Origin of the sequence: Acidithiobacillus sp. HP-2 (assembly GCF_015100155.1) — a bacterium.
Classification (GTDB): Bacteria; Pseudomonadota; Gammaproteobacteria; order Acidithiobacillales; family Acidithiobacillaceae; genus Acidithiobacillus.
Genome location: NZ_JACKZA010000008.1, coordinates 78,894 through 95,639, shown reverse-complemented (window position 1 = coordinate 95,639; position 16,746 = coordinate 78,894). Strand labels below are relative to the sequence as shown.

The following is a 16,746-nucleotide window of genomic DNA, read 5'->3' as shown; positions in this document are numbered from 1 at the left end:
TACAACAATACCTTATCGATGCACACCGACTTTATCCCGCCAACCCGGGTAAAGTTGATCCGCATCTTGCGGGAAGGACGCAAAAGCACCCGCAAACTCCTTGTGCTCCTTGGCCCATTCAATAGGATCCGCTTTGGCTTTCCAGCATTCATAGGCCTGACGCAGGGAGATGGCTCCGGCCGCCGGGCTGTCGATGTGACCATAAGCACCACCGCCGGCAGTATTGATCACGTTACCGTGGCCCAGATTCTCGAAAAATCCGGGCAGGCGCAGTGCGTTCATGCCACCAGAAATGATCGGTGTAGTGGGTTTCATGCCATACCACTTCTGGTAGTACACCGGACCCTGACACTCATCGCGTTCAATCATGTAAGCGATGTTGCGATCGTCATTTTCGCCTTCCATCTTGCCGTACCCCATGGTACCGACGTGGATGCCGGATGCCCCCTGCAGACGGGAAATTTTAGCCAGCACGAAAGCGGTGTATCCACGCAGGGCTGAGGGTGAGGTGATCATGCCATGTCCGGCCCGGTGATAATGGAGATATTGGCCGGGATATTGGCGACGTGCGGTCGTGATCATGCCGGGACCACCGACAAAACCGTCCACGAGAAAGGCCACTTTATCAGCGTCAGGACCAAAAATACCGAGAATATAGTCAGCACGGGCACACATTTCATAATGATCATCGGCCGTGATATTGGCGGAAAACAGCTTGGGCTGCCCGGTCTTGTCCATGGCACGCTTCATCGCATCGGCAACCAGCGGAATGGTTTTTTTCAAGGGAGAAAACACCTGGTTTCCCTGAGGCTCATCGTTCTTGATGAAATCACCGCCCAACCAGAACTGATAAGCGGCTTCCGCAAAGGGTTCCGGCCGCAGGCCGAGTTTCGGCTTGATGATGGTGCCGGCAATATAACCGCCATCTTTGATGGGCCGACCCAGAATCCGCCATAAATCAGAAATATCCCTGGCAGGACCATCAAAGAGTTGTATCGCCCGGGGCGGGAAAAAGATATCGATCATTTTGGCATGCGCAATATCCCCCATGCCCTGGTTATTACCGATAGCCAGCGTGAGAAAGGACACAATCATCATGCGCCCGTCGAGAATGTTGCGGTCAAACAGTTCCATAGGATAGGCAATACGCATATCCTCAGTGGCCTCGTCAATGTGATAAACCAGAGCATCCACGCCCTTGGTGAAATCATCTGTAGTCGATACTTCCACATTGGTTCCGGTTGAGGATTCCGCCGCAAAGTGCGCAGCTGATGCAAGATAGCCATATCCTGCTTTGGGTTTCATTTTGTAGGCAACCAGTATGTGCTTGCCACCGGCGATCAGATCTTCTTCGCGCAAAGAGAGATCGGCATAACGTGAGGACTGGTCCATGCTCCGTTCCTTAAATTGATTGATAAGTCAACAGACTGTACACTACAAAAATCATTATAAAAAACGATTAATTCATATACACATAATAGATGAAATATATTATTCAGGGCACAGCCTCTGCACTTTGGAGATCCACCCATGAGAAACATGACCTTGCGCCAACTGGAGATTCTGGGCATGGTAGAAGCGACTGGATCCTACACGAAAGCCGCCAACCAGTTGCATCTCACCCAATCTGCGGTTTATCTGCAAGTGCGCAAACTCGAACAGGAAATTGGTTTACCCGTAACCGAGCAGGTCGGCAAAAAAGTCTATCTGACCGATGCCGGAGCACAGGTTCTCCGCACCGGCGCACTAATCGGTACAGAACTGGAAAACCTGAAACGCTCTCTGGAGCATTTACGGGATATAGAAGACGGACTACTACGCATTTCCGTGACCTCCACCGCTAATGCTTTTGCCGTGGAATTGCTTTCCCGATTTTTGAATAAACATCCCCGGGTCAAAATCCATTTAAACATTGCCAACCGCAAAGACGTCCTCGCGGGGCTCGAACGCAATGACGTAGACATGGCCATCATGGGCGAGCCGTCTCCGGCGCTGGACCTGGTTGCCCTGCCCTTTCATCGTAATTATCTGATTCTGGTTGCTTCGTCCAATCATCCCATGGCTTGGCAAAAAAACATCCCGCAAGCTGAAATTGTTAAGGAACCCTTTGTGTTGCGGGAGCCTGGATCGGGAACGCGGGAGACCGTATTGCGCTATTTTTCCGAACAGGGATTGCATATCAAGGAAGGGGTGATCATGGACAGTAATGAATCCATCAAACAGGCTGTGACCGTTGGTATGGGGATTGGTTTTCTCGCGCGCCACAGTGTCGTGGTAAAAATAGCAGCAGGTTATCTGCGCGAACTTTCTGTGGAGGGGTTTCCTTTGCAGAGAGCCTGGCATCTGGTGCACCGCAAAGGCAAGCATCTGGCCCCTGCACCGCAGGCATTTAAAGAGTTTCTACTGCAGCATCAATATGTCAGAACCATCGAAGAGCAGGGACAAATTATCAACTGATTGTGGCTGGTGATGCTGGCCGTGCTGCTCTGATGCCATCACAACACGTATAGCCGACTGAATTTTTGGATCATTTTGTGGGCCGTACTATTCAGGGAAACATCATGCAATGCACTCATCCTCCGCGCCCTTTCGGATATTTTCCTGGCTAGCCGTGGAAATTGATCCCCCTTGTATGCAAAGAGAATCTTGTTGCCGGATTTTTCGGCATCCACGACGATGACCTGATCATCAAAGCTGGTCTGAATACGACTGATATAGGCATCCATCCGCGTATCACTATTGAGCAAATTGACCACCAGTACACCGTAATTGCGCAGGTTGGCATAGCAATGGTCATAGAAGCTGGTAGTACATAATTCTTCGGCTTGACCATCACGATTGAAACCGTCTAGCAAAAGAACATCATTGGTTTTTAGATTTTTTCTGACATACTCGGCACCGTCAGCGCAGAGCACCTGAAAACCGGGACCATCCGGTGGAATGTGAAAGCGGTCACGCAATGCAATCACCTCCGGATTAATTTCCACCGCCGTAAACTGCGCGTCGGGTAGATAACGCCGGCAATATTTGGCAATCGACCCACCCCCCAGACCAATCATGGCAATGTATTTGGGTTTGGGGTGAAACAGCAGAAATCCCATCATGGTTCGGGTATAGCCCAGAACGAGACAATCCGGATCGCGCTTATACATCATGCTTTGCGTTGCTGAATAGTCGAACCCGAGCGTTACCAGCCGATAATCTTCCTGGACGATGGGCTCGTTCTGATGGCTATCCTCTGAATTTTTAGCCGTAGGATATTGGGACTGTGCGGGATGGTTCATGGGGTGATGATGGGTAGCGATTGATGATCAGTGGGCATGTTTTCGTTTCTAGCGCTGGCTGGCAACGTGAATCTGCGAACGTAGCCATTCTTCAATAATGCGATCCCTGGTCTGGAGCGTGCGCAAACCATCGCGAATGACTTCACTTTCACTGGCATACTCACCGGAAGCAACCTTGTCCTTGATGAAACGAACCATCTCCAGAGGTAAGGTAATGCTCATCTGCTGCGTGGATCGCATGGTCAGGGGCCTCTTCCTGCTGGTATTGAGTAGGATATAATCCTACCATGTACTCACCGTTTTGCGTACCCCGGATGAGGAAACAGGAAACCGATGTCCGAATCAGCACAAAATTTTTTTTGGTGGGAAGGCGATGTCCTGGTGGTCAACATTTTGGGGAAACCCAACGCCTCCCGCGATGTCATTGGCAAACCCAAGGGTAACCAGCTCAAGGTCAGCGTCACCGCAAAACCCCAGGATGGTCGAGCCACCGATCATATGCTGCGTTTTTTAGCCCGGGAGTTTGATGTTCCCCCTTCTTCCATCGAAGTCGTATTTGGTCGAATGAATGTGAACAAACAGCTCAGGATACCCTGCCCTAAACGTTTACCATCGGTTTTTCAGATTCAGACTTCCCTGTTGGAATGATCATGGCATATGCTCTGAACCTTCCTCATCGTTCGTTGCTTATCCCATGATCGTTCGGGTTGCCCGCCCTTGAAACCATTAGGATATTATGTAATGAAGAAGCTTCCATAAATCTCATCTGTGTAGTTATCTTTTAAGTTTTGCTGCTTCTTGCTGGTGTAATCGGGGCTGAACTCCGATTGCCACATACAGAATACGCATTCTCGCCTTGGAGAAGACATCTATGCGTGCTATGTCACGATTTGAAGAAAACAAAACCAATATCCTGAGTGGAATAGTCGTCGCTTTGGCATTGGTTCCTGAAGCCATTGCCTTTGCTTTTGTCGCCCATGTTCCGCCGCTAACCGGATTATATGCTGCCTTTATTCTCGTCTTGATTACTTCCATCATGGGCGGTCGACCAGGCATGGTGTCCGGTGCCAGTGGTGCCACGGCAGTAGTGATGTGGTGGCGCTGGTGGTGACCCATGGCTTTGAGTATCTGTTTGCCGCTGTGGTTCTTATGGGGCTGCTGCAAATTATTTTTGCCCTCGCCAAACTGAGCAAGTACGCAAGAATGATTCCCCACCAGGTCAATCTGGGATTCATTAATGGTCTGGCCATTGTGATTTTTCTGGCACAGCTGGATCATTTCAAAGTCCCCTCCGCCACAGGTGCTGAGCACTGGATGCAGGGTACGCAGCTTTACACCATGATTGGTCTGGTGGCCTTGACCATGCTGGTGATTTATCTGTTTCCTCGCTTGACCAAAGCCTTTCCGGCAGAAGATCCACATTATCATGTGGCTGATGATAAAATCAGCTAACGGATATTAACGCCGCCTTACGGGAACAGATGTCCGCGCAGGATAGGACTCTGGAACGTGTGTTGCGACGGGTGATCCGCAAAGAAATACTGACATGATAGAAGGATTTTACTTTTCATAATCAATTAGTTCGCATATTCTCGCAGAATAGTCTTACAAGGGGGTGCCTCATGACTACGGCAAGACAGTTTGAGCAGCCAATAACCGGTCTATACGAAAAGGACTTTCTGGCATGGATAGAAGACCAGGCTCAGGCCTTGCGTACCCGAAAGGCAAACAGCCTGGATTGGGACAACATTCTGGAGGAATTGGAGAGCATGGGCAGAAGTGAAAAAAACGCCCTCAGAATCCATCTACGCGTATTGCTCATGCACTTGATAAAATAGCAATGGCAGCCCCAAAAACAGAGCAAGAGCTGGGCGACCACCATAAGAAACCAACGGCTTGATCTCAAGTATCTCCTCAAGGATTCACCAAGTCTCAAGAGGCTGATTCCTGAAATGCTGCCGGACGCTTGGGATAGTGCTACTGACGAATCTGCTTTTGAAACTGATCTACCGATCTCCACTTTTCCAGAGTCGTGCCCTTGGGATATCGACACGCAAATCCTGGCTAACTGGTGGCCAGAATAAGTACGGTTGCCGTAATGTCCCATAATCGGTCCTCCTGGGTGACAAAAGAACTGAGTAATACTGGGCGATCTGTCGTTCAGAGTTTGCTGCCAACGAGACAGAATAGCGCATTCCGTCTTAATTAAATATACCTCCATACCTCCTCAAAAACTGCTCACGTTAATCCTTTCGTCAGTTTTATTTAATTATTATTTAATTAACTGCTTTTTTCATTAGTTTTTTATGCAATAAAGCTGCATAAAACAATTTTAAAATTCTTGATCTATACTCCATGTGTCATCGTGTTATAAGAAAACAGAAATATTAAAACAATCAAATGTAGTTTCGCACTTGATACGGAGGTTATTAATCATGAGCAAAATCAATGATGAGGTTTTATCAGCGAATAGTGCATATGCCAACAATTTTGGAGACAAGGCCAATCTTCCCATGCCTCCTGGTCGTAGGTTTGCCATTTTGACTTGTATGGATGCCCGCTTGGACCCGGCAAAGTATGCGGGTCTAGCCGAAGGTGACGCCCATGTCATCCGTAATGCTGGGGGGAGAGCAAGTGATGATGCCATCCGTTCTTTAGTGATCTCCTACAAACTATTAGGCACGCGAGAATGGTTCGTTATCCACCATACGGATTGTGGCATGCAAACCTTCACAGACAAGATTATGTGTGACCTTTTGCACAGCAGTCTTAACCCGGCAAGTATTGACGCAAGTGGCTGGCATGATGCCGGTGGTGGTGGCGGCTCTACTGAAGGCGATTACATTAAGTGGCTCACCATTGATAAACAGGAGCCAAGTGTTCTGGAAGATGTGCGACGCATTCGTCATCATCCGCTGGTACCTTCAGATATTCCAATCTACGGATACATCTTTGACGTGCACAATGGGAAGTTAGTTGAGGTGCCAGAGGCGACTGGGGCTGGACGCGCAAAAAATTAACTAAATGTGGTAACGGTTCGCGATCAATGAGTTTTTTCGGCTCGGATTAGCTGCGAATGGTGGGCCGTTGTGCCCACCATTGATCTGGTTGCCGTTCTCAAAAATCGTCATCGATTCAGGTTCTCGGTTTCATACCCCGAATAGCGGGTTTTGAGATTGCGTGACCAGCCGCATTGTTGCGTTACGGTAACGGCTTGTTTTTGAGACACGCGGATCGACAATCCGCTGGCCTGACCACTAGATATCCAGTAAACACAGTAGGTTCATCGGGCAGCGTGCCGAAAGGCGCTTTGCCCAAATAATGCCCAAGTGAAGCCTCAAATACCCTGGGCGACTCATCACGATAAAACTACGTTACGCAGTAACATTGTTCAATTATGAAGCCAGGCTTACCGGACAGTATGACCAGCGCCCCTCCCGGATATTGGCGGCCGGCATTGCTGGTGAATGGTACCACAAACACGCGACCTATGGTGGACTAGTGAGGTTACCAAGGGCAAGCGATTGGAGGACGTATCTCGACGGAAAAAAGTGAACTCTCCATCGCAAAAGTCGATGGCTTCATTTGCGACTGAAAGCTAACCCCAAATGCCTTTTGTCGGGCACCTGCGCGCAAGGTAACATGTCACTATACATGCAACCAGTGGAGGTATCATGTCATCTCTTCACACCTCAACCGACAAGACTACCCGTCATCGCGAAAGAATGAAGGCTGCAGGTTTACGCCCTGTTCAGTTCTGGGTGCCAGACACCCGCTCCCCTGAATTTGTTGCACAAGTTCGCCATCAGTGCCTGAAACTCAACAATGATCCAACCGAAGCGGATATTTTACAGTTTACCGAAGAATCCGCTGCGCAGATGGATGGATGGGTATAATGCAACGGGGGACTTGGTCACAGTGTCCCTGCACGGTGACTATGGAAAACCCCGTTCCGCCGTCATTGTGCAGTCTAATCTTTTGAATGAATATGGTGCGCAGTACTGGATTCGAACCAGTGACCTTCGGCTTCGGAGGGCATATACTATAGTCAGCATTGATCTGCTTTAATACACATTAATAAATATTAATCAGCGTGTTATAATTGTTTTGCACAGGTTGTCCGGCACCATTATCGCCACTTAAGGTTACATAATACAGTCAATTGACAGGATCCAATGAGAAAATGTAAATTTTAAGATTCTGACCATTAGCCGCACTATCTTGTGATTTATAGGGGTCGAAGAGCGGTGGTGATTGTCCGATATTCAGCAGAAATTAAGATGCCGTCTGGATTGGCCACCTTCTTGAAAACATCAGCATTTTTTAACACACAAAACATTCAATGAGCCAATATTTCATATTCTGCGATATGGGGCAAAACCTACTGCTGACAGATGGCTAACAAATGACTTTGATTAACACGCACGGGAAGCAGTTGCCTTCAGACCAGCCGCTATCCCTGTGATCTTCATCCTCAGGAAAAGGTATCGCCCGACACGGACAAATAGCCTATACTTTGCAGACAAATGGCAGATAGTGGAGACTTCCCATGCTGAATACCACCCTGATGGGCCTAGCTCCCGAAAGTGCGGTGAACCCGCTGGAACTTGCCGCACGCATCGAGGCCGGTTTACCCAATAGTGCCTTGACAGCGATTAAGGCGACTTTGGGACTCACAGATTACGAGTTGGCGGCACTGCTGGATCTTAGCCCCCGGACCCTGCACCGACTTTCCAAACAACCTTCTGGACAGCTTTCCTTGTCGGTCGGCGATCGGCTCTATCGTCTGGCCCGAGTCCTGGAGCAGGCGGAAGAGACCTTTTCGGATTCTGATCGGATCCGCTGCTGGTTACGGGAGCCTCAGTTCGGCTTGGGCGGAGAATTGCCTTTGCATCTGCTGCGCACGGAAGTGGGCAGCCAGGCGGTCCAAGATCTGTTGGGGCGAATCGCTTACGGCGTTTATTCCTGATGCCCCACACTCTGTGGCGCCTGGTTCCTGAACAGCATGCCGACAAGGCTTTCTCGGGGGAAGGGGCCAAACGCTTCGGCGGACGCTGGAATCGCCCAGGCGTACCAATGGTCTATACCAGCGAGACTCTCGCGTTGGCAGTGCTGGAAACGCTGGTCCATCTCCAACCTGAGGATTTGAGTCAAGGCTATGTCTTCTTTCGGGCGAGCGTGCCAGATGAGGTCGCGCTGCCGACGCCGACTTGGGCCTTACCACCCGACTGGCGGCGAGAGCCTCCCCCATCCAGTACCCAGGATGTCGGCAGTGACTGGGCACACGGAAACACCTCTGCCTTACTTCGCGTGCCGTCGTTAGTGATTCCGCAAGAACATAATATATTGATCCACCCAGGGCACCCAGACTTTTCTCGGCTGGAAATTGGTTTTCCAGAACCCTTCCGCTGGGATGCGCGCTTACGCTGACATGCCGTATCAATGCTGTGATACGTGACTCATGGGGCGGGTGCACTAACAGATTGTCTGAAGGGATGCCAGACGATCCCCCACCACCGCATTAGACGCCCCAGCTTAACTGTCGGTACCATGTATCGGTTCACCGCAGCGAGGAAACCATGAACCGCCCCCTACGCATTCTCACCTATACCGGATTTAGCGCCCACGGTGTGGAGCGCTCTTACGCCAAGGTGGCCGAAGCCCTGGCACAGGGGGATTTTCGTGCGGCGCAGGTCAAAAAACTGCAGCACGTCACCTATGGCAAACTCTACCGGGCACGCCTGAATGATGCTGACCGCCTGCTGTTCTCGCTGGTGCGTCACGAGGAGGAAACCGCCCTGCTGATGCTGGAGGTCATTCGTCAGCATAACTATGCGGGATCCCGCTTTTTGCGGGGTGCGGAAGTCCTCTCTGAAAAAATGCAGGATGCCGATCTGAATGAGGCCCGAAAGGACGCCGCGCCATTACGCTATCTGCCAGAATCCCGGACCGCCATTCATATCCTCGATAAACCGCTTTCTTTCGATGATACCCAGGCGGCGCTCTTTGCTGCGCCCGCACCTCTGATTCTGGTGGGTGGTGCAGGGAGTGGTAAAACCGCCCTTCTGCTGGAAAAGCTCAAGACCATTCCGGAGGACGTGCTCTACATTACCCACTCGGCCTATCTGGCTGAACATGCCAAGGAACTCTTTTACGCCCACGACTTCGTGCGCGAGGACCAGGAAGTGGCTTTCCTGTCCTATCGTGAGTATCTCGAAACCTGGCGTATTCCCAGCGGCCGTGAGGCGCAATGGCGTGATTTTGCCCAGTGGTTCGCCCGCATCCGCCAGAACTACAAAGGGATTGAGGCCCACCAGGCCTTTGAGGAAATTCGCGGGGTCATCGCGTCCCGGGCCGAAGGCATTATGGATGTGGCCACCTATCGGCAATTGGGCATCCGCCAGTCCATTTTTACCCCCGGGCAGCGCGATCAAGTCTATGAACTGTTCGTCCGTTATCAGGACTGGCTGAGTCGTACCGGATTGTATGATCTGAATCTCGTGGCCCAGGCCTGGAAGCCTCTGGTGTCCCCCCGCTATGATTTTGTGGTCATTGATGAGGTACAGGATCTCACGCCTGTGCAACTGTCCCTCATCCTCGCGGCATTGCGCACACCGGGGGCCTTTGTGTTGGGCGGCGACGCCAACCAGATTGTCCACCCCAATTTTTTCTCCTGGGCGCAGATCAAAAGTCTTTTCTGGGCCGACCCACGTATGACCAGCGGGCAGGACTTGCAGGTGCTCACCCATAACTTTCGCAATGGCCGTAAAGTGACCGGGATGGCCAATCGTCTATTGGAGATCAAACAGCAGCGTTTTGGTTCTATTGATCGGGAAAGCAATTTTCTGGTGGACCCGGTAGGCGATAGCGCCGGACAGATCCGTTTGCTGGACGCAAAACCGTCAGCGTTGCAAGCCTTGAATCGGCAGATTTCCCAATCCACCCAATATGCGGTGCTGGTTCTCCGCGAAGAAGACAAGGCCGCAGCACGGGCGGTATTTTCCACCCCATTGCTTTTTTCGGTCCAGGAGGCCAAGGGGCTGGAATATCCGCACATCGTCCTGTATCGCTTTCTCTCGGATCACCGTGCGCCTTTCGCTACGCTCTGTGAGGGGGTCAGTAAGGCAGGGCTGGGGGCGGAGACACTGACTTTTCGTCGTGCCAAGGATAAGGGAGACAAGTCCCTGGAGGTCTACAAGTTCTTTGTGAACGCGCTCTATGTGGCCATCACCAGAGCGGTGGAGAGTGTGTTGCTGGTGGAATCAGATGACCAGCACCCGCTATTGGATTTGCTGGATATTCGCAGCGGCGGAGAAGAGGGCGTGCAGGTACAAGCCTCTTCCCGGGAAGACTGGCAAAAGGAAGCGCGCAAGCTGGAACTGCAGGGCAAAGCCGAACAGGCGGAGGCCATCCGTAGCCGTATCCTGCAAGATCAAACGCCACCCTGGCCGGTATTTAATGCGCGGGGCGTTGAGGAACTGACCCGGAAGATCTTCATCGATCAGGTCGTTGGGAACAAATGGCGGCAACAGTTATTTGAGTATGCCGCCTTCTATGATGCGCCCGAATTGAGTGAACGTCTGGCCGTGGAAGGACGTTTCAAACCTGCCGGACATTTTCTGGCCCAACGCCCCAGAATAGTCACCAATCGCTTGGCGGCTTACAGCCGTCGCCAGTTTCATGAGGTATGGGCAGATTGTGATCGTTATGGACTGGAACATCGCACGCCCATGAATCAGACCCCGCTGATGGCCGCCGCCCGGGCCGGAAATGTCCCTCTGGTGGAGGCCCTTTTGGAGAAGGGGGCACGGCGTGATGCTACGGATCATCTGGGTCGCAATGCCGCCCATCTCGCCCTGCGTGAGGCCTTTGCCCATCCACAATTTGCCCAGAATGCCTTACCGGCCCTCTGGACCGTTCTTGCGCCCCTGAGTCTGGATTTGCGCATCGGGGATCGCCTGGTGCGTCTGGAGCGGCATCAAGCCGAGTATTTTCTGGTACAGAGCATCTGGGCGCTGATTCCCATTACTCCGGTGGAGGACCTTCTGGTGCTGGGATTTAACCGGGAGGTCGTTGAACATGCCTGGGAATTCCTGCCTGAAGCGGTACTGCCAACTTTTCGTAAAAAAAGAAACTACATTTCGGCCATTCTGGCCCGCAATGAAGTGCAGCGGGACTACGCTTATAACCGCCACCTTTTCTTGCGCGTGGCCTCTGGAGTGTATCTTTTGCAGCCTGACCTGTTTCTCCGCGATCCTGAGCAGGATGGGCAATGGCAGCATTGGACCCTCGCCCATAACCTGCCTTTTCTGGAACAGCACTTCCCGATCGGCAAGGCGGTGCTCAACAGAGTGCTTACCATCGCTCAAGCTCCGCTGGATGACTCGCCCGCCTCCATGCGTCCGATAAAAAATCGGAAACCTACCAGGACCTCACGGGCCAACCCTGGCGGTGCCTCGCAAAAAACGATACCAGAAACCCGGGGTCGGAACATGACCAAGACATCCGAGGAAAAGGTCATGCAACGCCTCATCAAGATGGTCAATCAGGTGCAGGACGATGCGCATCCGCAGAAGACTTCAATCAACACCCAACACGCTGGCACTCAAGCAAAAAGGAAGACAAAGAAACCAGCCTCACCAGATTCAGAACAGTTGCCTCTCTTTGAAGAAGGTGACGATAGCAGTGGCTAAAAAAATGCCACTTCACGAACAAGGTCGCCTGAGGCAGCATCATGCACCACGGTTTCACCGCTGCGCGCTATGAAATCTGACTTGGATCAGCTGAATAGTAGCAGTAAAAATCTCCGGATATGGATCTGGTCTAGGGCGAACTCTCTTGACGCCTTTATTCAAGACAATGATTGGGGAGAAGGATTATGCATCAGATAACCAGGATATCAGGACAGATTATTGCTGCGATGGGCCTCTATATCAGTGTATGCACATGCTCGGCTGCCGGATCAGTGATCGCGAGCGAAAATCCGCTACTAAATCCACCGATAAATAGTACTGAGCAAAGCATTCAGCAACAACTTCAAAATAATCGGAATACTGAGCAGTCACAACAAAATCAACTCCTTCAAAATGATCAGAATGCTGAACAGCTACAACAAAATCAGCTTCGTCTTAATCAGCAACAGGAACAAGATCAATTACAACAAGAAAAAGAAAGAGCACAGATGCAGGAAAATCAGGAGCAGATTCAGAATGAACAGTTACAGCAACAATTACAGGATCAACAAATGCAGAATCGCCTCCAAGATCAGAACGAGGCGATCCGCTGAACATAATGGACAGAATGCATCCTTAGTGTGGGGATATGCCTCCTACTTTATCTCTTAACGGGGCAGCAACCCGGCGCAGACGGTTTTGTACGATATCCCGATCGATACGCATTTACGCCAATCCCCTTCAAACCCTACTTATTTTCAACTCTCGCACCCATCTCCTTGAGCCCTGGCCAGCAGTTCATCAAGCCGTGGCTTTTGATGGGCAAGCGTTCCCCATAACGCTTCGCCAGCGATCACAGTGATCGGCGCGACCCGTACCCCATAGCGTGATTTAGCATCCTCAGCCACGCCGGGAGCTGTTACGTCACGTTCCGCATATGCGATATGGTGTTCTTCAAGGTAACGGCGCACAGCAGCGCAGTCGGGGCAGCCGGGACTCGTGTAAAGCAGCACAGGATCATACATAGCGGATCGGCGTGCAGGGCTTCAGCCCCGCACCTCCGCCTCATAACCTTCTTCCTTGACCGCCGCGATCAATGCGGAAATCTCGGCCTTACCGCGCACTACGGCTTCTCCAGGTTCCAGCGTGACATCCGTATGTTCCACGCCGGGCACGCTTTCCAGTGCCTTCGTCACGGCACGAACGCAATGCTCACAAGTCATGCCAGTAATCTTCAGATGGATCTCACTCATGGGTTCACTCCTGTTGCGAATGTAGTAAAAGGGCTATTTAATAAGCTCGTATAGATATTATTCAACCGCGCATGGCGTCAGCCACCCTCTGGAGTTTATCGCGCACCTCAATGCCGAGCGTGGTAATTTGCGGCTTGTCCACCATGCCAAGCACTGCGGCGGGATCCATGAATACTACACTCACGCTGCCATCGGCTTCGGTGCGTACCACCACGTTGCAGGGCAGCAAGGCACCAATGTCAGGATCGACCTCCAACGCCTGATGAGCGTAGGACGGGTTGCAAGCACCGAGAATGACATAAGGCCTCCCTTCAATGCCCAGTTTGGCCTTGAGCGTCGCGGCCACATCAATCGTGGTAAGCACACCAAATCCTTCCACCTTGAGGGCCTCGGTGACCTGCCCTACAGTGGCATCAAAATCGCCCTTGGCGGATACGCTGAAAACGAACTGGCTCATATGGATTCTCCTCGTTTGAACAATCGCTCAGGAATGAGCAGGTTTGAGTGCGGTATTCTGTACAGCACCCGGCGTTAACGTTGGTACATAAGCCTTGAGCCGTTTAAGACGCAAGCTGTTGCTGAGCACGAAGACGGAGGACAGCCCCATGGCTACCCCAGCCACCATCGGATTCAGATGGATGCCGATCGGCACGGCCACGCCAGCCGCAACAGGGATCAGTAGAATATTATAGAAAAAGGCCCAGAACAGATTGCCACGGATATTACTCAGGGTGCGTCGTGCGGCCGTCAGCGCCGTGACCACTTCGCCGAGTTGCCCGCGCGTGAGGGTCACGTCTGCGGCTTCGATGGCGATGTCCGTGCCTGAAGCCAGTGCAATACCAACATGGGCCTGTGCAAGCGCTGGAGCGTCGTTGATACCATCGCCGACGAAGGCGACCCGGCGGCCCTGCGCCTGCAACTGGGTGACTACTTTCGCCTTATCCTGGGGCAGGACCTCGGCATGCACCTGCTCAATATGTAATTGCCTGGCAACCGATTCGGCGGTAGCCCGTCCATCACCAGTGACCATGCCCACCTGCAGTCCACGCGCGCGTAAAGCCTGTACAACCGCGTACGCCTCCGGTTTGATGCGATCGGCTATGGCGAGCCATCCGATCAGCGTTGCGTCGACCGCGACGAATACCACGGTGCGCCCGTCACTCTCTATTTGTGCCGTAGTCTTGACGCTATCTCCCAAAGGTATATTTTCGCGCTCCATCAAACGTCGGGCACCAACACGCACCATACGACCTTCCACTTCGCCTTCGATCCCATAGCCGGCAATAGAGTGGAAATTTTTGACCATAGGCAAGTGCATACCGCGCTCATCTGCTGCGGAGACAATGGCCCGCCCGAGCGGATGTTCGGAAGCCCATTCCAACGCTGCAGCCAGACGTAGTGCTTCAGCGGGATCGGGGCCACCCTGATCAACAAGGGCAGGACGGCCTTCAGTCAATGTGCCGGTCTTGTCGAATAGCACGGTGTCGACATGCGATAGCGTCTCCAGTGCCTCGCCTTTGCGAAACAGCACGCCGAGCTCCGCCGCACGTCCGGTGCCCACCATGATCGCCGCTGGTGTTGCCAATCCCATGGCACAGGGGCAAGCCACCACCAGCACGGCGACTGCCGCGACCAGTGCGATGCTGACATTGCCCGTCAAGGCAATCCAGACGCCGAAGGTTGTCAACGCGATGACCAGTACGACTGGGGTGAATACCCGTACCGCACGATCGGTCAGCCCCTGAATTGGAAGTTTGCCAGTCTGGGCGCTCTCAACCAGATGGATGATATGGGCCAGAACCGTATCATGGCCGACGGAGGTGGCCTCTACGACCAATCGCCCATCATGGCAGATGGTGCCACCCACTACGTTGTCATCCATGGTCTTGACCGAAGGCAGTGGTTCGCCGATCAGCATAGCCTCGTCTACATGCGCGCGCCCTTCGACTACGCGTCCGTCCACTGGAATGCGTTCACCAGGGCGCACTACGATGCGCTCGCCAGTGCGCAGTCGCGATACCGGTACCTCGTGCTCGATACTGTTTGCATCCAGCCTATGCGCGGTCTTTGCCTGCAAACCGACCAACTTGCGAATGGCCGATGAGGTGCGGCCCTTGGCTAACCCCTCCAAGTACTTGCCAGCGAGTACGGCTGCGATAACGACTGCGGCTGAATCGAAATACACATGTCGTGCATTGAGCGGAAACCACGCGGGTGCTACTAACACCAATGCGCTGTAAGCCCACGCGGCACCCGTGCCGGTGGCCACCAGGGAGTTCATGTCTGGCGAAAGGTGACGGTAGGCGATCAGTCCCGGCTTAAAAAACCGCCTACCGGGACCGAACAACACGATACTGGCAAGCACAAACTGCACCCACTCCCAGAAATGTGCAAAAGGGCTGGTGATCATTAGGGCGCGGTCAAAAGCGGGGAAGAAGGAGGCACCCATGGACAACACCAGAATCGCCATAGCCAGCACTGCAGCGACGATGACATCACGGCCCATGGCGCGCAAACTCGCACGGCGCTGGTCTGTCTCATTGCCATCCTGTCCCTCGTCTTCCTGAACAGGATGCGCGGCGTAACCCGCCGCGCTTACAATGCTGGCCAACTCGTTCGTACTGATCATGGCTGGAATGTAGCGTACATGCGCACGCTCGGTAGCCAGATTCACCACAGCCTCCAGCACGGCAGATTGCTTTCTGAGTGCACGCTCTACGCGACCCACACAGGAAGCGCAGGTCATGCCCTCCACCACAAGATCAATCTCATCGGTCACCGGTGTGTAGCCGGTCTCGCGGATCGCTCCGGCAATGCGGGCGGCATCGAGTTGCTGTGGGTCGAAAAATACTTCGGCTCGCTCGGTCGCCAGGTTTACACTGGCCGAGGTGACTCCGTGCAGCTTTCCCAATGCCCTCTCCACCCTAGCGCTACAAGAGGCGCAGGTCATCCCGTCTATGCCAATCTCAAGCTGTCCACGAGTTTTTTCATCCATAAACATGCCCCCTCACGGTGATATCCGCTATGTCCAGTGGATTACCTCTCACAGACGATTTCTGTAAAAGCCTGCTACCACCACCATCAGTCCATGATAAACATTAAGGCCCACTGCAAGGTCAAGCGTGGTTTTTGTGTTAGGACTGCACGTTCTGTCACAGACTCACCGATACAGCCCTGAAAACGTCTTCGCCGTGGAACGAAGATGAGGTTAGTTTGACCATTTTTGCATAGCGAATACCAACACCCTCCATGCGCTCTGTTTTACATTTTTCAAAAATGTTGTCAGAGTAATTACTCTGATTGAGATCTTCTGGTCGAATTATGTTAAAGCTTCGCCGCTACTTTCGTTCGCTGGCAATGTTGTCCTTGTTCCTTATTGGAACCTGGATGAGCAATGCTGCGGTGGCGATGCCACAGGGCATATCCTGTGTTGAAATGCACGGGATGTCCATGATGGGAATGTCCATGGCGAACATGCCCTGTTGCCGGGATAACCCCGGCATGGACATGCGGATGATGGATCCCCATTCCGAAGCA

At 52.5% G+C, this 16,746-nt stretch carries 18 protein-coding genes and 1 pseudogene; 11 read left to right on the top strand and 8 right to left on the bottom strand.

The window, feature by feature from the left end:
• Positions 1–12: 12 nt before the first annotated feature.
• Positions 13–1,392 carry a ribulose-bisphosphate carboxylase gene (locus H7F11_RS07970; RefSeq protein ID WP_193651299.1) on the bottom strand — a complete coding sequence of 460 codons (1,380 nt, stop codon included), beginning with the start codon at positions 1,390–1,392 and terminating at the stop codon, positions 13–15.
• 138 nt (positions 1,393–1,530) lie between these two features.
• Here H7F11_RS07970 and H7F11_RS07965 point away from each other — a divergent pair, with 138 nt between their 5' ends.
• Complete coding sequence (locus H7F11_RS07965; RefSeq protein ID WP_193651298.1) at positions 1,531–2,457, top strand: LysR family transcriptional regulator; 927 nt, start codon at positions 1,531–1,533, stop codon at positions 2,455–2,457.
• A 38-nt stretch (positions 2,458–2,495) separates the two neighbouring features.
• Here the strand turns inward: H7F11_RS07965 and H7F11_RS07960 are convergent, their stop codons facing one another.
• Both H7F11_RS07960 and H7F11_RS07955 read right to left on the bottom strand, forming a co-directional pair.
• The gene (locus H7F11_RS07960; protein ID WP_193651297.1) at positions 2,496–3,284 is read right to left on the bottom strand and encodes a transferase; all 789 of its coding nucleotides are present in this window, start codon (positions 3,282–3,284) and stop codon (positions 2,496–2,498) included.
• A 48-nt stretch (positions 3,285–3,332) separates the two neighbouring features.
• Complete coding sequence (locus tag H7F11_RS07955; protein ID WP_193651296.1) at positions 3,333–3,524, bottom strand: type II toxin-antitoxin system ParD family antitoxin; 192 nt, start codon at positions 3,522–3,524, stop codon at positions 3,333–3,335.
• Positions 3,525–3,617: 93 nt separating this feature from the next.
• Between H7F11_RS07955 and H7F11_RS07950 the strand changes: the two genes are divergently transcribed.
• The 10 genes and pseudogenes from H7F11_RS07950 to H7F11_RS07910 all read left to right on the top strand — a co-directional run bounded on the left by H7F11_RS07950 (position 3,618) and on the right by H7F11_RS07910 (position 12,570).
• A complete protein-coding gene (locus H7F11_RS07950; RefSeq protein ID WP_193651295.1) occupies positions 3,618–3,932 on the top strand; it encodes a DUF167 domain-containing protein in 315 nt (104 codons plus the stop codon).
• Between the two features lie 223 nt (positions 3,933–4,155).
• Positions 4,156–4,395 (top strand): SulP family inorganic anion transporter, encoded by a 240-nt coding sequence (locus H7F11_RS16955; RefSeq protein ID WP_264674710.1) that lies wholly within the window; start codon positions 4,156–4,158, stop codon positions 4,393–4,395.
• Positions 4,392–4,736 carry a SulP family inorganic anion transporter gene (locus H7F11_RS16950; protein WP_319803372.1) on the top strand — a complete coding sequence of 115 codons (345 nt, stop codon included), beginning with the start codon at positions 4,392–4,394 and terminating at the stop codon, positions 4,734–4,736. Before H7F11_RS16955 ends, H7F11_RS16950 begins: the two co-directional genes overlap by 4 nt.
• Positions 4,737–4,906: 170 nt before the next feature.
• Positions 4,907–5,368 (top strand): annotated as a pseudogene (locus H7F11_RS07940) (DUF29 domain-containing protein).
• Positions 5,369–5,719: 351 nt separating this feature from the next.
• Positions 5,720–6,304, top strand: a complete 585-nt coding sequence (locus H7F11_RS07935; RefSeq protein ID WP_193651294.1) for a beta-class carbonic anhydrase — start codon at positions 5,720–5,722, stop codon at positions 6,302–6,304.
• A gap of 654 nt (positions 6,305–6,958) precedes the next feature.
• On the top strand, positions 6,959–7,180 hold the full coding sequence (locus tag H7F11_RS07930; protein WP_193651293.1) for an antitoxin MazE family protein: 222 nt from the start codon (positions 6,959–6,961) through the stop codon (positions 7,178–7,180).
• Between the two features lie 653 nt (positions 7,181–7,833).
• Positions 7,834–8,253, top strand: a complete 420-nt coding sequence (locus H7F11_RS07925; RefSeq protein ID WP_193651292.1) for an antitoxin Xre/MbcA/ParS toxin-binding domain-containing protein — start codon at positions 7,834–7,836, stop codon at positions 8,251–8,253.
• Positions 8,253–8,714 carry an RES family NAD+ phosphorylase gene (locus tag H7F11_RS07920; protein WP_193651291.1) on the top strand — a complete coding sequence of 154 codons (462 nt, stop codon included), beginning with the start codon at positions 8,253–8,255 and terminating at the stop codon, positions 8,712–8,714. Before H7F11_RS07925 ends, H7F11_RS07920 begins: the two co-directional genes overlap by 1 nt.
• A gap of 149 nt (positions 8,715–8,863) precedes the next feature.
• Positions 8,864–11,977 (top strand): ankyrin repeat domain-containing protein, encoded by a 3,114-nt coding sequence (locus tag H7F11_RS07915; RefSeq protein ID WP_193650452.1) that lies wholly within the window; start codon positions 8,864–8,866, stop codon positions 11,975–11,977.
• Positions 11,978–12,162: 185 nt separating this feature from the next.
• A complete protein-coding gene (locus H7F11_RS07910) occupies positions 12,163–12,570 on the top strand; it encodes a hypothetical protein (protein ID WP_193650453.1) in 408 nt (135 codons plus the stop codon).
• A 144-nt stretch (positions 12,571–12,714) separates the two neighbouring features.
• Here H7F11_RS07910 and H7F11_RS07905 read toward each other — a convergent pair whose 3' ends face one another.
• The 5 genes from H7F11_RS07905 to H7F11_RS07885 form a co-directional block, all read right to left on the bottom strand.
• Positions 12,715–12,981 (bottom strand): glutaredoxin family protein, encoded by a 267-nt coding sequence (locus tag H7F11_RS07905; RefSeq protein ID WP_193650454.1) that lies wholly within the window; start codon positions 12,979–12,981, stop codon positions 12,715–12,717.
• Between the two features lie 21 nt (positions 12,982–13,002).
• The gene (locus tag H7F11_RS07900) at positions 13,003–13,209 is read right to left on the bottom strand and encodes a CopZ family metallochaperone (protein ID WP_193650455.1); all 207 of its coding nucleotides are present in this window, start codon (positions 13,207–13,209) and stop codon (positions 13,003–13,005) included.
• A gap of 61 nt (positions 13,210–13,270) precedes the next feature.
• Positions 13,271–13,666, bottom strand: a complete 396-nt coding sequence (locus tag H7F11_RS07895; protein WP_193650456.1) for a DUF302 domain-containing protein — start codon at positions 13,664–13,666, stop codon at positions 13,271–13,273.
• 27 nt (positions 13,667–13,693) lie between these two features.
• Entirely contained in the window at positions 13,694–16,204 is a 2,511-nt protein-coding gene (locus H7F11_RS07890; protein ID WP_193650457.1) for a heavy metal translocating P-type ATPase, read from the bottom strand.
• 343 nt (positions 16,205–16,547) lie between these two features.
• Positions 16,548–16,718, bottom strand: coding sequence for a hypothetical protein (locus H7F11_RS07885; RefSeq protein ID WP_193649704.1), 171 nt, complete (start codon positions 16,716–16,718; stop codon positions 16,548–16,550).
• Positions 16,719–16,746: the final 28 nt, after the last annotated feature.

Bases quoted from the DNA above. Each gene is read 5' to 3' on its own strand.
- H7F11_RS07960 (WP_193651297.1), bottom strand. From the start codon at position 3,284: ATGAACCATCCCGCACAGTCCCAATATCCTACGGCTAAAAATTCAGAG.
- H7F11_RS07900 (WP_193650455.1), bottom strand. From the start codon at position 13,209: ATGAGTGAGATCCATCTGAAGATTACTGGCATGACTTGTGAGCATTGC.
- H7F11_RS07955 (WP_193651296.1), bottom strand. From the start codon at position 3,524: ATGCGATCCACGCAGCAGATGAGCATTACCTTACCTCTGGAGATGGTT.
- H7F11_RS07920 (WP_193651291.1), top strand. From the start codon at position 8,253: ATGCCCCACACTCTGTGGCGCCTGGTTCCTGAACAGCATGCCGACAAG.
- H7F11_RS07970 (WP_193651299.1), bottom strand. From the start codon at position 1,392: ATGGACCAGTCCTCACGTTATGCCGATCTCTCTTTGCGCGAAGAAGAT.
- H7F11_RS07930 (WP_193651293.1), top strand. From the start codon at position 6,959: ATGTCATCTCTTCACACCTCAACCGACAAGACTACCCGTCATCGCGAA.
- H7F11_RS07965 (WP_193651298.1), top strand. From the start codon at position 1,531: ATGAGAAACATGACCTTGCGCCAACTGGAGATTCTGGGCATGGTAGAA.
- H7F11_RS07905 (WP_193650454.1), bottom strand. From the start codon at position 12,981: ATGTATGATCCTGTGCTGCTTTACACGAGTCCCGGCTGCCCCGACTGC.
- H7F11_RS07885 (WP_193649704.1), bottom strand. From the start codon at position 16,718: ATGTCCATGCCGGGGTTATCCCGGCAACAGGGCATGTTCGCCATGGAC.
- H7F11_RS07950 (WP_193651295.1), top strand. From the start codon at position 3,618: ATGTCCGAATCAGCACAAAATTTTTTTTGGTGGGAAGGCGATGTCCTG.
- H7F11_RS07895 (WP_193650456.1), bottom strand. From the start codon at position 13,666: ATGAGCCAGTTCGTTTTCAGCGTATCCGCCAAGGGCGATTTTGATGCC.
- H7F11_RS07910 (WP_193650453.1), top strand. From the start codon at position 12,163: ATGCATCAGATAACCAGGATATCAGGACAGATTATTGCTGCGATGGGC.
- H7F11_RS07890 (WP_193650457.1), bottom strand. From the start codon at position 16,204: ATGGATGAAAAAACTCGTGGACAGCTTGAGATTGGCATAGACGGGATG.
- H7F11_RS07935 (WP_193651294.1), top strand. From the start codon at position 5,720: ATGAGCAAAATCAATGATGAGGTTTTATCAGCGAATAGTGCATATGCC.
- H7F11_RS07925 (WP_193651292.1), top strand. From the start codon at position 7,834: ATGCTGAATACCACCCTGATGGGCCTAGCTCCCGAAAGTGCGGTGAAC.
- H7F11_RS07915 (WP_193650452.1), top strand. From the start codon at position 8,864: ATGAACCGCCCCCTACGCATTCTCACCTATACCGGATTTAGCGCCCAC.
- H7F11_RS16955 (WP_264674710.1), top strand. From the start codon at position 4,156: ATGCGTGCTATGTCACGATTTGAAGAAAACAAAACCAATATCCTGAGT.